The organism is Streptomyces sp. NBC_00690, assembly GCF_036226685.1.
Taxonomy (GTDB): domain Bacteria; phylum Actinomycetota; class Actinomycetes; order Streptomycetales; family Streptomycetaceae; genus Streptomyces.
In genome coordinates this window covers 4637902-4653867 of sequence record NZ_CP109009.1, presented here as the reverse complement: position 1 = coordinate 4653867, position 15966 = coordinate 4637902, and the positions used below count along the sequence as shown (strand labels likewise).

Here is a 15966-nt window from a genome sequence, read left to right as displayed (position 1 = left end):
CCTTCGGGGTGCACAGCCAGTACGCCACCCCGGAACCTGCGGGCGACTTGCTTAGGCTAGCCTTACCTGATTTCGTTTCGATGTCGATGACAGGACAGTTCATGTCGGCCACAGGACACATCAGAACGGCTCCGGCCCGCTGTGAGGAGTACGGATACGGGCTCGGGCGCCCCTCCGGCATCCTCGTGTTCCGCTATCTCTCAGCGGGAGCACTGGAGTTCGGCGCCAACCGACAGGACTTCCTCCATCAGCTCTACTGGTCACCCGACGGAATGCTGTCCACGGTCTACGGGAGGCACAGCCGCTTCGTCGGCCCGCAGGAAGGGTTCTGGTCGGAACGGGCCGTGAACCACGAGGTGCGCGCGTCGGACCGGCAGACCGTCTACCGGATCTGTCTGCGCCAGACGCCCGACGCACTGGCGGACCTGCGCACGGGCCCGGTCGAGATCGACCGCGAGGTGGCGCGGCTCATCGAGACGATGGGCAGCCCGGGGTGCGACGAGGACACAGCGCTGGATGCCCGGGAGCATCTGATGACGGCCCTGCGCCCCTCGTCCTTCGAGGTCACCGCGAGCGCCACCCGACCCGGCCGGCCAGCGGCGACCCCTAAGGACTCCCGCCCCACCGGCCCTACTGGGCACGGTCATGCCCTGGCCGTCGCCCGGGCGCTCTCGCACGACCCCAGCGACGACACCCCGCTCGACGAGTGGGCGGCACGGCTCCACATCAGCGCCAAGACCCTCCAGCGCGACTTCCTGCGCGAGTTCCAGATGCCCTACACCCACTGGCGCACCCGGCTGCGACTGCGGACGGCCCGGGTCCTGCTGGGGGTCGAAGGAGTCACCACTGTCGCCCACCGCGTCGGGTACGCCAGCCCGTCGGCCTTCGTGGCGGCGTTCGCGAAGGAGTACGGAGTGACCCCAGGCCGCTATGTCCGCGAGCTGCGCCGGAACGACACCGGCTGAGGACTCACCCCTCTGCGCGCCGGTAGGCGCACTTGAGTGAGCAGCGAGAAGGAGCACAACCCATACGTACCGGTCGCGGCGGACGAAAATCATCGCGTGCTGGCCGTCCGGCCGGCAACACCGCCCGCGGCTGGCCGGCCAGGCCCGCGGTCCGTACGGAACCCTCGACCGTGCAGGCTGTCGACAGCAGAGGAACACCCGAACGGCGTAGATGAAGGTGCGCCGGCCACCGGTCCCTCCTTGACTGAAGCCAACGACTCCCGGAACGGAGTGGCCCGGGCTCATCGGCGGAGCTGCCCCGCACCGGGGTCCGATGCGCCCCGCAGTGCCGACCCCACGAGCGCAACGGGGCCGGGACCGGGGTACCGCCCCTGCGGACGCACCGGGCGTTGCCCCGGCAGCACATCGCGGTCCCAAGTGAACGGAGCCGACCGTGGACGACTATCCGCTTCTCAACCTGTTCTGGACCATGCTCTGGTTCTTCCTCTGGATCATGTGGCTGTTCCTGCTGTTCAAGGTCGTCGGCGACATCTTCCGCGACCACGAGCTGCACGGTTGGGGCAAGGCCGGCTGGGTCGTCCTGGTCATCGTGCTGCCCTATGTGGGCGTCCTGATCTACTTGATCGTCCGGGGCAAGTCCATGGGCAAGCGCGACCTCCAGGCAGTCCAGGACCGGGACGCCGCCTTCAAGGCGTACGTCCGCGATGCAGCCGGCTCCGGTGGTGGCGGAGGCAACGGGGTGAATGACCTCGCCCGACTGGCGGAGCTGAAGGAGCGGGGCGTCATCAGCGACGATGACTTCCAGAAGGCGAAGGAGAAGCTGCTCGCCTGAACCCGCCCCGGCTGACGATCTTTTCGTCCGCCGCAGCGCCGGACTCCTTGACGCCGGACTTCTCGACAACCGCTGGCCCGGATCGTCCGCTCCCCTCCTGGTGAGGCGGGCGGGGATCCGGGCCGACGGTCGTCGATGTGCCAGGCCGTGTTAGCGGACCGGGTACTCGTCGTGGAGTTGCTGCGCCGGGTACGGGTGGGCCTGCTCGGCTGGCTGGGTTTCCTGGCGTTCCGAGGCATGGCGCCCCGCGGTGCGGTCAGGTCGCCGCGGCCACCACAGTCCACGGCCCAGCAGTACGGCCACCGCCGGGACCAGGACGATCGACAGCACGAACGAGGACAACACGATGCCCAGGGCGGTGGCGAAGCCGACCTCCTGGGTCGCCGGGTTGGCGACCAGGCTGGCGAAGGAACCCGCGAGCACCAGGCCCGCGGTGGCGATGGCGGGTGCGGTGTGACGCACGGCCTCGGCCACGGCGTGCCGCACGGAGACCGGCTTGTCCATCTCTTCCCTGATCCGGTCGCTGATGAGGATGTTGTAGTCGGTGCCGAGTGCGACGACGAAGAGGAACAGCACCAACGGCAGTGTGAACGAGATGCCCGGTCGGTCCAGCAGGTGTTGGAAGGCCAAGGTGCCCGCACCGAGGGTGGCCGCGAATCCCAGTCCCACCGCGATCATGAGCACCAGCGGGGCCAGCACCGAACGCAGCAGCAGGAGCAGGATCAGGGCGATCAGAGCGGCTGCGATCGGAAAGACCAGCCGTAGGTCCTTCTCCACGGCGGTCGCGATGTCGGCGAAGACGGCCGCTGTGCCCGTGATGTGCGCTTCGGTGTTCTCGGGGGTGTTCTTCTCGATGGCGGATCGTACGGGGCCGGACACCAGGTCACGGGCCTGTTGGGTGTCGGACTTGACGGCCAGGATCACATCGATGCGGGCGGCCGTGCGATCGGGGTTGAGGGTGGGCGAAGCCACCTGCCCCACTCCTTCGACCTTGGCGAGCGAGTTGGTCAGACCGGACAGTGCGTCCGGCCGCAGGGTGCCGCTCTCGCTGCGGACGTAGACGGTGTGCGGATCGGTGGCGCCCGCGGGCAGGCTGCGGGAGATCTCCGCGGCGACCTTGACCGCGTCCGTCTCGGGCAGACCGGCCGGGTCGTAGCTCATCTTCACACCGACCACACCGGCCGACAGCACCCCCAGCAACGCCAGGGTGCCGAGGAGGTAGCGCACGGGCCGTCGGGTGATCTCCAGCCCGAGGCGGGCACTGACGCCGCCCTGGCGTTCCTTCTTCCACGCCTTCGAGGGCCAGAACATGGCACGTCCGCTGACCGCCAGGAGTGCGGGCATCAGGGTGAGGCTCGCCAGCAGCATCACGAGCACGGAGATGGCGATCGCCGGGCCGAGGACCCGGAACTGCCCGAAGCTCGCGACACCCAGTGTGGCGAACGCCGCGACGATCGTGAGCCCCGCGGACAGGATGGCGTTGCCCACCCGTCCCGCCGTCTCGGTCGCCGCCGTCACCGCGTCCTGCTCCGGGTGGGTGCGCAACTGCTCACGGAACCGGAAGAGCAGGAAGAGGAAGTAGTCGATGCCGATGCCCAGCAGCACAACGGTGATGAGGGACGGTGTGGACGCATCGAGCTTGATGTCGAAGAGCTCCGCCGATCCGGCCACCGCTCCGGCGGCGACGCCACCGATCAACGACACCGCGATCAACGGGAGCAGCGCGGCGAGCACACTGCGGAACACCAGTACGTTCAGCAGGACGATCAGGCCCACCGTCAGAACGCCGATGATCTTCTCGCGGAATTCGCCGGCTTCCACGGTGTCCGTGGTGCTGGCGATGCCGCCCGTGAATCCGACGCGCATTCCCTTGTCGCCGAATTCCTCCTCGGCGGTGTCACGGAATTCCCGATAGATCTCCCGGAGCCCGGGGTCGTTCATGTTTCCGGTGACGGAGACCGAGAGCAGTTGGAAGGAGCCGTCAGGGGCCATGGGGCCCACGGACACCCGCGGAGTCTGGGAGTGGTCCTTCATCAGCGGCATCTCGGGCTTGGGCCCGACGACTCGACGATCGCCCAGTTCAGCGGTGGTTTCGCCGATCTCCTTGCGGTCCTGGACGGTCAGTTTCTTCCCGTCGGTCCTGGCGACGAGAACGGTCGCCGCATTGCCGTCGGGTTTCGCGTCGAACTCGTCCTCGGCTATTTTCAGAGCCGCAGCCGAATCGTAGCCCTTGGGCAGGAAGTCACCCGCCTGCGAATCGGTGGCGCTGAACATCATGGATTGCCCTACGACGGTCAGCGCCGCGCCCAGGAGGGTCCAGATGATGATCGTCACCCACCGACGACGCGTCGCGAACGATGTCAGACTGCGAATCATTTTTCTTCTCTCGGCAATTGGCTGCACGGACCCTTCGGACTCTCCACAGCCCATCAGGGAAGGCATCGCGGGGGCATCGGCCGGGGGAAGGGGCCGCGGTCCGGACCGGGGTCCGGGGTGCGCGGGACCCAGGACCAGGGTCCTGGGTGGGTGTCGTCCCAGGTGAGGATGGCGACGACGGTGGGATGTGATGCGATGGACCGCACGATTCCGGGGGACCGTCACCCGACGGGGGCCCGCCCCACAACACCCTCGGTCTCCCTCGGCGGCCGTGCCGACCTGCTCGGAAGTGTGTGAGGGACGATGCACTCCCGAGCAGGTCGGACCGCCACCGCCGTTCCCGTATCCCCGTTCCACCTGTGTGAAGGAGGCGCCCCGATGGGCCCCGACCCCCGTACCGCGGTCCCCGTCCGGGCCCGCGGTGTTCGGCTGGACCCTCGGTGGTGGTGGCAACTCGCGGGCGAACGCGGATTGATGTCCCCGGCGCTCTCCTGGCTCCGCGGGGACGTCCTGGTCCTGGTGGTCGCCGCACTGGAGATCCTCGACTACACGGGGACGAGCCTGGCCAACGGGAAACAGATCACGCCCGTAGGTGTGATCCTGCTCGTCCTGTCCGCACTGCCCCTCTTGATCCGGCGCGAACATCCCCTGGCCGCGCTCGTGGGAATCCTGACCCTCCAGACCGTTGCGAGCCTGGCGACCCCCATGGCCCACGGCAATGGCGTCCCCACCCTGCTCGCCATGTACGCGATCACCAGGCTCTGCCCTCCACGCACGGTGGCACTCGCCTTCGTGGTGATCCAACTGGTCCAGGTCTTCCGCGGTCTCTGGAACGGCATGCGCCCGCAGGATCTGGCGGGAGAGTGCCTCGGACTGTTCTTCGTGGTCATCCTGGGGTGGTGGGTCCGCAAGTGGCGCCGTCAGTTGGACCTCAACCGGGAACTCCTGGCCGAGCGCGCGGTGGCACAGGAGCGACGGCGTATCGCCCGGGAACTCCACGATGTGGTGGCCCACCACATCACCACCATGTATCTGATGTCCGGAGGGGCGAGGACCCATCTGGAACAGGACCCGGAGACCTCCAGGGAGGCACTCGTCACCCTGGAGGCGTCCGCCCGTACGGCGCTGCGCGAGATGCGACAGATGCTCGGTGTGCTGCGGGGCGACGACACCTTTGAGGAAGCGCCCTCGCAGCCGCAGCCGGGCGTCGCCGACCTCGACGCCCTGATCGCCGAGTCCCGGGCCAGCGGTCTGTCCGCGCGGCTCGTCGTCACCGGTGAGCCGCAGCCACTGCCGACGACCGTGGGTCTCACCCTCTACCGGATAGCCCAGGAAGCACTGACCAACGTCCGCAAGCACGCGGGCCCCGCCAGCGCCGATGTCCACCTCGGCTATCTGCCCGACCGGATCACCCTGGAGATCACCGACGACGGTGCCGGAGGCCAGCGCCCCCAGGGCGTGACGGGCGGCGGATACGGTCTGCTGGGAATGCGCGAGAGAGTCGCCGTGCACGGGGGCTCACTGGACGTCGGCAGGCGTGACCAGGGCGGCTTCAGGGTCACGGCGACAGTGCCGCTGACCGACCACAACGACGATCGAGGAGTGAGGGTCCGATGACACTGTCCGCCCCCGCCGACGGCACCCCGGCCCTCACCGGCACCACCTCCCCGCAGGTGGACCGCCCCGGCCCGGACCCGTCCTCCGTACCGACCGCTCCGGACCGTTCCGGGATGATCACCGTGCTCATAGCCGATGACCAGCCCCTGGTCCGTCGCGGCCTGGCCCTGATCCTGCGCAACGCACCCGGCATCGAGGTCGTCGGTGAGGTCGCCGACGGCGAACAGGCCATCGCCGCGGCCCATGAACTGCGCCCCCGGGTGATCCTCATGGACATCCGGATGCCCGTGCTCGACGGGGTGCGCGCCACGGAACGGCTGACCGTCGAACTGCCCGAGTGCCGGGTGCTGGCCCTGAGCACCTTCGACATCGACGAGTACGTCATCCGCGCCCTGCGAGCGGGTGCATCGGGTTTCCTGCCCAAGGACGTGTCCCCGGAGGAGTTGGCCTCGGCGCTGCACACCGTCGACATGGGCGAGGCGGTCGTGGCCCCCCGGATGCTGACCCGGCTGATCGCCACCTTCATCACCGAGCAGACCGTCTCCAAGGACCTCTCCGAACTCACCCCGCGGGAGGTGGAGGTGCTGCGGTTGATCGCCTCGGGGCTCGACAACGGCGAGATCTCCCGGAGCATGCAGATCGGGGTCCAGACCGTGAAGAACCACATCACCAGCGTCTTCGCCAAGCTGAACGTCCGCGACCGGGCGCAGGCGGTCATCGCGGCCTATGAATCCGGTCTGGTCCAGGCCCGTGGTGCGGGCTCCGACGGAACGTAGGGCCAGACAGTTCGGCGGCCCGGAGCCGCACCCCGCCGGCCCCGCCCGGCGGCGACCCCGGGCACAGGCGTGGCGCGGGAATCCCGCCACGGGCGCAGCGCACGGCTCCCGCGCTCGACGGGCGGTTCAGACGAGGGTGAGCGCCGCAGCTCCCATGTAGACGAGTTGGAAGACCGTACGCGGTCCGATCGGATCGCCCTGGGCCACCTTTCGGCGGGCGGCGGAGACATTGGCCGGGTACATCGCCGCCATCAGCAGGATCAGGCCGATCGCCGCCCAGGTGGAGGTGGCGGGGATCAGCAGGCCGACCGCCCCGGCGATCTCCAGTGCGCCGGTGATGTTCACCAGCAGCTCCGGTCGCGGCAACACCGGCGGAACCATCTCGACGATCTGCGGACGCAGCTTGGGGTGGAAGTGGGCGAACGCCGCGAGCAGGAACATCAGCGCCACGCCGACCTTGAGGGCGTTCTGCCAGTTGTCGAGCGCGTCCACTCCGGCCCAGCCGATGACCCGGGCCACGACGAGCCCCACGACGAGGGCGATGAACGGCTCCACGGTTGCCTCCGATGTGCGTTGGCCGTCGCCGTGCGGCCCTGATGCCGGATACGACCCGATCCAGTGCACCACCGTCCGGCACGGCCGGCACCCGCACGGCCGCGCACGGCCGCCGGACGGGCGAGAGCTCCCCCGTCCGGCCGAGCCCCGACCCCTGCCCCCGGCCCTCGGCCCCCGCCTCCCGACGAAGACCGTGCGCCGAAGCCGCTGGCGAACGGGGACGCCTCGTTCGGGGGTCCAGGGTTCCGGAGCAGCAGCTTGGGAATCTTCGATAGCGTCGAGTGACGCGCCGCTGTAGGGGGGAACATGCTGGCTGCCGCACGGGCTGTCGTCGTTGTCGCGAGTACGGTCGTTTTCGCAGGGCTGGTCGTTGCGGCCTCGATCACCGGGTTGTCCGCCTTCTTGGTCCTCACCCCGGTCGCCGGGGCGTTCTGGCTGCTCGTACTGATCGACAGCGGCTATCGCATCGGACGCGAATGGGCACATCGACGGCGCAGGAGAGCCAGCCGGGCGCAGCGGGACGCCTGGACGCCTGGAGCGGACGTCCGTCCGCCGATCGACTATGCGGGGGTGCTGCGACGGCCGTCCGGAAATGATCCGGTGGATCACCAGGGCGACTTCCGGGCCGTGGGCATCCGCCTTGCGGTGCTGCCGGCGCTCGCCGTGCTGTTCCTGACCGTGCAGACCGTGTTCCTCAACAACGGCGAGTCCTTGGCGATCGGTTTCATCCTGGCCGAGTGCCTGCTGTTGGTCGCCATGATCTGGACCATCTGGACGGGGCAGGAGCCTTCCAGGCCCTGGGTGGTCAGTCGGATGCGGGGCGAGGTGTTCCGCCGGGAGATGTTTCTGCTCCTCGCCGGGGTCGGGCCCTATCTCGGGCTGTCCTCCGAAGACGCGGAGCGGGTGCGCGACGCCCGGCTGAACGTCCTCTCCAACGCCGAACAGGCCCAACTCGACGAACTGAACCGTTTCGCCGATCGGACGACGCTCGGCGACGAGCACCACTGGCAGGACGAGGTGTGGCGCCGCAATTCCCCCCAGCAGGGTCCCGCGCCCGACGTCGTCGACCGGATGCGGACCTATCTGGACTACCGCATAAGGCGTCAGGCCCTGTTCATGGAGTTGTCCGTCGAGAAGTGCGAGCGGACCGAGAGGTCCCTCGGCCGGGTGGCCAAGGCGATGGTGCTCGCCGGCATCGCCGTCGCCCTGTGCTACGCCGCCCTGCTGCTGGCCGGCCCGGACGGTCACACCCCGTCGACGACGGCGGCGATCGTCGCCCTGCTGGCCGCGGGCCTCCCGCCCCTGTGCAACGCCGTGTTGGCGATCCAGAACCTGTTCGCCGCCCAGCGGCTGGCCGCCTCCTACCGGGAGACCCGTCAGGAACTGCTGGGGCACGAGAACACCCTGCGCACCCTGCTGTCCAAGCCCGCCACCCCTGATGCGGTGGTCCTGTTCAGGGCGCTGGCGGTCCGGGTGGAGCTGACCCTTGCGGAGGAACTGCGGCGGTGGCGCATCATCGTCGTGAAACCGGAGTTCGACGCCGGTTTGTGAGACTCCCTGCCGAATCGGCTGACAATGGATCACAATCGACGACGTGAGGGACGTCTTCATCAGCCATAGTGCGCGCGGCGACGAGTTCGCGATGACGGTGTTGGAGACCATCAAGGACGGCCTCGCCGCCAAGGGCTTCCAACCCCTCGTGGACCAGGAGGACATCCCGCCGGGCCAGGAGTGGCGTCCGGAGATCGTCGACTGGCTCGCCCGCTGTCACGCCGCCGTGGTCCTCATCAACGAGAAGGCGCTGAAGTCCTTCTGGGTGCGCCGCGAGGTCAACATCCTGATGTGGCGCAGGGCTCTGGGCGCCCGGCTGACCGTGGTGCCCGTGCTCCTGGGAGATCTGTCCACCGGCTCGGTCAAGGACGCCGGTATGGAGGAGTTGCGACCGGTCCAGTTCGCGCGCACCGCACGCGGCGCACCGCAGGACGCCGGGAGCATCGCCGAACTGGTCCTCAAGCAGTTCGCCGAACTGCCCGCGCAGGCGTCTGAGAACGACCCGATGGCAGCCTGGCTCAACACGCTCTCGGAGTACCTCGGCGAGGCCCAGCACACGGGCCGTCTGGTGAAGGCCGCGACCGCGCTGAAGCTGAAGGAGAAGCATCTGCCCCAGCTCAACGGGGGCTGTCTCTTCCTGGCGCACCAGTTCCTGGTCGCACCCGTGGACCGCATGTCGCACGCGGTCCACGAAGTGGCGCCTTCGCTGTCGACCGACACGCTCCGACGGCTGATCGCCTCCCTGGAGACCACCTGGGTCAGCGAAGAGGCCGCACGAGGGGTGCTGCCGGCATCGGCGACCCAGCCGCGGGACATGACCGTATTCCTCAACGCCCGCCAGCCGGACACCGCCAAGCACTACATACGCCGGGCGACCTGCAATGCCACCCGCGGCTACGAGATGGTGTCGGTGGGCGGCCCCATGCCCGCGGGGGAGGACGTGGTCGCGGCCAGGTTCCGCGACTGGGAGGACGCCGTGTGGAAACAGTTCTTCGACGCGGACGACGAGGAGGACCGCATCCTCCCGTCCAATCTGCGCGAGGACGTCCGCTACCTCATCATCCGGGAGCCCGACCCGCCCACGACCGACCTCGCCGAGGCGGTCAAACTGCTGCACGGAAAGTTCTCCTGGCTGGTCGTGGTGGTGGCCACGGGCACCGCTCTGCCCGATGCGCACGTCCAGGCCGCCTTCAAGAATCCGATCGTGCTGAAGCCCCTGCTCGAAGGCCAGGACGAAAACGAAGCGAAGCAGCTCACCCGACGGCTGTGGAAGCTGCCGGACCGGCTCCACGGCAGGTACTAGATGGACGCCGCCACCGATCCCCCCGAGCCGGCCCACCGACACATCCGAGGAGCACTCGTGACCGCCCCGCCCACTCCCCACGGTCCCGATCCCCGGGACGGTCAGCTCTACGACATGCCTGCCGAACTCGATCTGGCCATCAAGGTCGCGCTGGCCACCGATCGACCGCTGCTGCTGAGCGGTGAGCCCGGATCGGGCAAGTCGTCCCTCGCCCCCTTCTACGCCCGCACCGAGGGCATGCGGTACTACGAGCACGTGGTGACCTCCCGGACCCGGGCCACCGATCTGCTGTGGACCTTCGACAGCGTGCGACGGCTCGCGGACGCCCAGGCGCACCGCTCCCACCTCCAGGACGCCGAGTACGTACGGCCCGGTGTGCTGTGGTGGTCGCTGGCGCCCGAGTCCGCCCGCACCCGCGGTGGGCTGTTCAGGGCGCCGGCGGCCCACGACCCCATGGATCGTTTCGCCCACGAGCGCCAGGCCAAGGACGCCGTCGTCCTCATCGACGAGATCGACAAGGCCGACCCGGACGTGCCCAACAGCCTCCTCGTACCGCTCGGTTCGCAGGAGTTCACCGTTGCCGAGACCGAAACCACCGTCTGTCGGGAGCCGTCCGTCGGCGCACATCTGGTCGTGATCACCACCAACGACGAACGGGAACTGCCTCAGGCGTTCCTCCGGCGGTGCGTCACCTTCACCCTGCCTGCGCCGACCGGCGCGAGCCTGCTGCGGATCGCCGAAATGCATCTGCGCCACGAGGGCCAGGAGTGGGACACAGCGACCCGGCGACTGGCCGAGGCGCTGGCCATCGAGTTGATGAGCGCACGGGAGGGCCGTGACGCCCGGCGCGATCGGCTGCCCAGCACTGCCGAGTACCTGGATGCATTGCGTGCCTGCCGGGCCCTCGACATCCGGCCCGGTGGCCCGAAGTGGGAACTGATCCGCACCCTCACCCTGACCAAATCACCCCAGAAGCAGGGGTGAGCAGAGTGCGCCCGCAGATCTGGATCGGGGACGCGGTCCGAGCGCTCGAAACGGCGCAGACCGAGGAGGAACAGGTCCAGGTGCTGCGGGTGTTGGGTTTCACCACCACTGCCGTCACACCCCTCGACGACGAACCCCTCCCCGCTCCCCCGCTCCAGCCCGCTCACCCGTCCGACGACCACAACGAACGGGCGCCACGACACCGCGAAGACGAGCCTGCGGAACCCGACACCGTTGAGGAGCCCGAGCCGAGCAGGGCCCTGGCGGAACTCCCGCTGCTCCAGCCCCGCCGCATCGAGACCACGAGCCCCGCACCCGATCCGGTCGAACGCCTCGCGCTCCCCACGACCGAACGCACCGTACGCCCGCACATCCCCCTGCTGGTCCCCCGCTGGACCAGCAGCCTCATCCGGGCGGCCCTGGCCCAGCAGGTGGACGACGGGCCGATCGACATCGACGCACTGATCGAGACGCTCGCCCGCTGCCGCCCCGTCGTCCAACTGCCCCGCAGGCAGGTGCGCACCCTGCGCTACGGCGTCCAGGTGCTGGTCGACCGCGGCAGCACCATGCAGCCCTTCCGACGCGACCAGGACCATCTGGTCCGCCAGATCCGCTCGGTCGTCGGCCGCGAACTCGTCGACGTCGGGTACTTCTCCGACGCCCCGCAACGCGGCACGGGCTCCGGCGCCCGCTGGACCCGCACCGACTACACCCCGCCGACGGGCGGCCAGCGCATCCTGCTGCTCTCCGACCTCGGTCTCGGCGCACAGCCCTACGCCCATGGGCGGAGCACCCCCGAGGAGTGGCAGGAGTTCATCGCGCTCGTCACCCGTGCCGGCTGCCAGCCCGTCGCCCTCGTCCCCTATCCGCCCGCGCGCTGGCCGGCCTGGATGAATGCGCTGCTGCCGCTCGTGAGTTGGGACCGGACCACCACCACCGGCCAGATCAGCGCGAGGATGCCGTGATCGAGTTCCCCGACGGCCTACCGCCCGCGCCCCCGCCCGGGGCTCTGGAGCTGGCGACCACGCTCAGCATCGCCACCCGCATCGAGCCCGAACTGATCCGTGCCGTACGGCTGGGTCTCCATCCGCACCTCGATGTCGGGGCCGAGGCCGATCTGTGGTTCTGCGAGTGGGTGGGCGCCCGGACTCACGACGCCATCGCCCTGCTGCCCGAGTGCCTGCCCTATCTACGGGGGCGACTCACCCGGCGGCTGGCAGCCGAGCCGGGGATGGCGGAGGTCTTCACCCTTCTCTCCGACCACCACCAGGACCTCTCACCCGCGCTCTTCCTGGAGGAGCAGATCACCTGGGCGAGCCTGACCGGTGACACCGACAAGGCCGAACAGCACCTCGGCCGGGCTCTGCACGCCCTCGTCCGGGAACAGCGCAGCGGGGTCGCCGGCTGGTTCGCCGGCGCCTGGCAGCGACTGCCCGAAGCGGCCCGGACGAGCGCCACCGCCTGGAGCCTGGCCAATGCGACCCGCGCCCACGCCCCTTCCCTCCCGCTGGGACCGGCACCGGACCTGACCCTCGCGGACGTGGCGACGATCGCCCCGGCCGTCGGCCGGGTCCGGCTCGGACTGCGCAGGGAGGGCAGGAACCTCCTCATCGGCGAGGTCCAGGGTCCGGACGCGGTGGCGATCCTGGTACCCGACACCCACCCCCGGATGGTGGAGGTCCTCACGAGCCGGGCCCAACCCCCGGTACGGATCGAGGCCGGCGCGGTGGTCCGCGTTCCCGTGGGGCCGGGTGCGGTCAACCTCCGTACGGGAGGGGGTGAGCTCTATCGCCTCGACCCGCCCGGCCAAATCGGGCAGGTGGACGAGGCATCGGAGTGGGAGGTGCTGCACGAGCTGATGCGTACCGGTGCACCGCTCGATGTGGTGACACCGCGCCTGATGAGGGAACTCGACCGTCTCATCACCCGCTTCCACCAGGCGAACGAGGACAAACTCCTCAAGGAGGCCGCACGGCTGGCCCGCTACGCGCTCGACACGAACTACGCACCACGCCAGCAGTCCACCCTCAGAGTGCTGATCGCGGAGACGTTCTACCTCGACGGCCTGCACTTCGGCGTACGGGACTCCCTGGACAAGGCCGTTGGGATCGCCGGCGAACTCAACGAGACGCGCCCCACATCCAGACGCGTCCCCATCGTCCTCGGAGCGGCCCTGCGCGAACGGTACTTCCACTCGCGACGCTTCGACGACCTCATGAGATCGGTGGAAGTGCTCAATGTGGCAGTGGAAGCCGGGCTCGTACAGGAAGAGGGCAACACGGAGGCGGTCTGCGAACTCCTGCGCACGCTGATCGCCCAACACGAGGCAGATCCACGGTCCCTCAACCTCCATCGGGCCCGAGCTCTGGCATCCGCCGCAGCGCAGCAGATCGGCACGCCGTCGACGCTGATCGAACTGGCCCTGGCCCAGTTCCATCTGATGGTCTTCGGGGCCACTCAGGAGATCAACGAGTTCGACAGGGCCCATGCGCTCATCACGGAGTTCTGTGCCGCACCCGGATGGCCGGCGTCCGTCCAGGCGGAGGGACTCGCCACCCGAGCTGCCGTGTCCCTGGCGCTGCTCCGTATGACCGCGGGCCGCGGCGACCTCGAATCGGCCTTGAGCGACCTGCGAGCAGCGATCTCCCTCACACCTGCGTCCCGGGCCCGCCGTGGGACGCTCCGAATCGAACTCGGCAACGCCCTGCGCATCCGCTTCCACCTGCTGGGAGAGCACCGCGACCTCACCCGTGCCATCAAGGAACTCCAGGCCGTGGTGAAACGCCGCCACCGGCCCTCGCTGCTGCCTGCGCTGAGCGCCCTGACCCGATGCCAACTCGACGACGTCGCGGTGACCGGTGACCTGGCGACGGTCGAGCGGGCCATCGCCAACGCCCGGGAGGCCGTGGCGCTGGCGGAGGAGACGTACCCGGCTCCGCCGCGGTGGAGCCGGGCGGACGGACTACTCAGGGAATCGCTCCTCGCCCACCATCGACTGGTGGGCGACCCTGCCGTACTCGATGAGGCGGTCGCAATCCTCGCAGAAGCCGAGCGCCGGTCCACTCATGACAGCCAGGGGAGCCGCTCCGACACGGTCTGGCTGGCCTCCGCGCTGCTCCAACGGGAGATCCTCAGCCCACGCGGCAAGGATGGCCGACAAGCCTCGCGCTTCCTCGACTCCATGATGACGTTGCACACCGACCAGGACCTGACCAGATGGCAAGCGGTGCTCCTCAGGGCCATCACGGTCCAGCGGGATCCCCGCGCATCGACGGATGAACTCAGCGACGCGCTGCGCGACGCCGCCCATCTGTCCAGGGAGTCGAGCGCGCCACCGCTGCTACGGCTGAGAGCCGATCTGCTGCGAACCACACTGGCCGTACGACTCAGAGATTCCGACGCCGTCCTGCGCGGCTACGACGACGCGACCCACGCCATGGCGACCGCCGTACTCCTCCCGGGAAGGGAGCGCGCCGACCTCATCACCATGTGGGCCCGGCTAGGGCAGGAGGCAGCCGCCTACGCGATCGAGGCGGGCGCACCCAAGCGCGCACTGGCGTACCTGGAGCAACAGAGCGCGCTGTTGCAGCTGTGGAATCGCGGTGCCGACTTCGTGACCCAGGTGCTGAGGCGAGCGGGACCCAGTCTGGTGACGGAGCTGGAATGGCTCTGGAACCTGCTCCACCTCGATCTCCGTCTCGGCGAGGAGACGAGGGCGGTGTCCTCTCCCGATCTGGCGAACCGACTGAACGGCCTGGTCGACTCCATCCGGCATGCTCCGGGCTTGGAGAGCCTCTTCCCAACCCTCGACGTCCAGCAGTTGATCGACGCGGCGGAGGAAGGGCCGATCGTCGTTCTCAATCCCGCGGACCGCCGCTGTGATGCGCTGATCCTGACCGGGCGGCGCGGACTGTCGGTCCTCCCACTGGTACGACTCGATAGCCGAAGCCTGACCGAGCAGGCCCAGCGGTACACCGCGGCTATGAGCGACCCGGCAGACCCGGCGAAAGTCCGGGCGGCGCTGGAAGTGCTGGAGTGGCTGTGGCACAACCCCGTCAGACAGATCCTCCACGAACTTCAGCTCACCCCCCGCTCCGAACGGGCAGAGAGCCCTGCTCGCTCCGCCCGCACACCGGAGGAACCCGACGGGCTGTTCGTCCCCGATGAGGACCCACCCCGTCTGTGGTGGTTCCCCACCGGCGCCTTCGCATCCCTGCCGCTCCATGCCGCCGGGCAGTACGACACCAGCCGCCCACGGACCGCGATGGACTTTGCCGTCCACTCCTACACACCCGGTATCCAGGCCCTCATCGACGGCCGTCGCCAGGAGCGGAGCAGAAGCAGCGCCGGCAGCAGAACAGGCGGCGAACGGCGGATGCTGCTGGTCGTCGGGGACACCTCGCTGGAGAACGCCTCCAGGGAAGTGGAGCGCATCCATGAACTCATCCCGGGTGCGACGCTGATGACCGGTGCCGAGGCGACGACGGAGCGCGTGGTGGCAGCCCTCTCGGACCACCAGTTCTTCCACTTCTCGGGACATGGATCACACCGTGGCGACCTGCCTTCGGGACTCCACCTCAACGAGGTGAGGCTCACCCAGCACGACCTCCCGCCGCACGATCTCGTGCTGGACGGCGCCCTGGCCTATCTGTCCGCCTGCGATACGCATCTGTCCGTCGGGGTGGCGGAGGGCGGCGCCGCCTGGTCGATAGCCAGTGCCTTCCAGGCCGCCGGCTATCGCCATGTGATCGCCAGCCTCGGTCAGATCACGGATGAGATGGCCACCGAGATCGCCGTGCACTTCTACCGCTTTCTCATCCGCCCGGACGGAATCCCCCACGCCCATCGTGCGGCCCATGCCCTGCACAACGCCCTCCGCCAGATCGACTCCACCCGTCCACAACACCTGCTCGACCGGGCCGCCCTGATCCACCTGGGGCCATGACGTTTCTGTCTGAGAGGGGCCTATGTGTCCGGCTCAAGCTCGCCGGGCACCGGTGCGGGTGT

General features: G+C 69.0%; 11 protein-coding genes. 9 read left to right on the top strand and 2 right to left on the bottom strand.

Going from position 1 to position 15966, the window contains the following annotated elements; genetic code table 11:
• Nucleotides 1-101: 101 nt before the first annotated feature.
• Together OID54_RS20325 and OID54_RS20320 are read left to right on the top strand one after the other, a co-directional pair.
• The gene (locus tag OID54_RS20325; protein WP_329021493.1) at nt 102-965 is read left to right on the top strand and encodes a helix-turn-helix domain-containing protein; all 864 of its coding nucleotides are present in this window, start codon (nt 102-104) and stop codon (nt 963-965) included.
• Nucleotides 966-1398: 433 nt separating this feature from the next.
• Nucleotides 1399-1797, top strand: coding sequence for an SHOCT domain-containing protein (locus OID54_RS20320; protein ID WP_329021492.1), 399 nt, complete (start codon nt 1399-1401; stop codon nt 1795-1797).
• 150 nt (nt 1798-1947) lie between these two features.
• On the opposite strand, the gene OID54_RS20315 is transcribed toward OID54_RS20320, so the two are convergent.
• A complete protein-coding gene (locus tag OID54_RS20315) occupies nt 1948-4131 on the bottom strand; it encodes an MMPL family transporter (RefSeq protein WP_329021490.1) in 2184 nt (727 codons plus the stop codon).
• A 420-nt stretch (nt 4132-4551) separates the two neighbouring features.
• Here OID54_RS20315 and OID54_RS20310 point away from each other — a divergent pair, with 420 nt between their 5' ends.
• Entirely contained in the window at nt 4552-5790 is a 1239-nt protein-coding gene (locus tag OID54_RS20310) for a sensor histidine kinase (RefSeq protein WP_329021489.1), read from the top strand.
• Between the two features lie 113 nt (nt 5791-5903).
• Nucleotides 5904-6566, top strand: coding sequence for a response regulator transcription factor (locus OID54_RS20305; RefSeq protein WP_329027659.1), 663 nt, complete (start codon nt 5904-5906; stop codon nt 6564-6566).
• A 126-nt stretch (nt 6567-6692) separates the two neighbouring features.
• On the opposite strand, the gene OID54_RS20300 is transcribed toward OID54_RS20305, so the two are convergent.
• Entirely contained in the window at nt 6693-7121 is a 429-nt protein-coding gene (locus OID54_RS20300; protein WP_329021487.1) for a DoxX family protein, read from the bottom strand.
• A 306-nt stretch (nt 7122-7427) separates the two neighbouring features.
• Between OID54_RS20300 and OID54_RS20295 the strand changes: the two genes are divergently transcribed.
• Genes OID54_RS20295 through OID54_RS20275 form a run of 5 tightly spaced genes read left to right on the top strand, consistent with a single transcriptional unit; the run spans nt 7428 to nt 15904 of the window.
• Complete coding sequence (locus OID54_RS20295; RefSeq protein WP_329021485.1) at nt 7428-8672, top strand: hypothetical protein; 1245 nt, start codon at nt 7428-7430, stop codon at nt 8670-8672.
• 43 nt (nt 8673-8715) lie between these two features.
• The gene (locus OID54_RS20290; protein WP_329021483.1) at nt 8716-9975 is read left to right on the top strand and encodes a toll/interleukin-1 receptor domain-containing protein; all 1260 of its coding nucleotides are present in this window, start codon (nt 8716-8718) and stop codon (nt 9973-9975) included.
• 57 nt (nt 9976-10032) lie between these two features.
• Nucleotides 10033-10959, top strand: a complete 927-nt coding sequence (locus OID54_RS20285) for an AAA family ATPase (RefSeq protein WP_329021481.1) — start codon at nt 10033-10035, stop codon at nt 10957-10959.
• Complete coding sequence (locus tag OID54_RS20280; protein WP_329021480.1) at nt 10956-11924, top strand: hypothetical protein; 969 nt, start codon at nt 10956-10958, stop codon at nt 11922-11924. Before OID54_RS20285 ends, OID54_RS20280 begins: the two co-directional genes overlap by 4 nt.
• Nucleotides 11921-15904, top strand: a complete 3984-nt coding sequence (locus OID54_RS20275; protein WP_329021478.1) for a CHAT domain-containing protein — start codon at nt 11921-11923, stop codon at nt 15902-15904. The genes OID54_RS20280 and OID54_RS20275 overlap by 4 nt, the downstream gene beginning before the upstream one ends.
• The last annotated feature ends 62 nt before the right edge of the window (nt 15905-15966 follow it).

Excerpts from the sequence above, each read along its gene's own strand:
- OID54_RS20325 (WP_329021493.1), top strand. The coding sequence starts at position 102 with ATGTCGGCCACAGGACACATCAGAACGGCTCCGGCCCGCTGTGAGGAG.
- OID54_RS20310 (WP_329021489.1), top strand. The coding sequence starts at position 4,552 with ATGGGCCCCGACCCCCGTACCGCGGTCCCCGTCCGGGCCCGCGGTGTT.
- OID54_RS20305 (WP_329027659.1), top strand. The coding sequence starts at position 5,904 with ATGATCACCGTGCTCATAGCCGATGACCAGCCCCTGGTCCGTCGCGGC.
- OID54_RS20295 (WP_329021485.1), top strand. The coding sequence starts at position 7,428 with ATGCTGGCTGCCGCACGGGCTGTCGTCGTTGTCGCGAGTACGGTCGTT.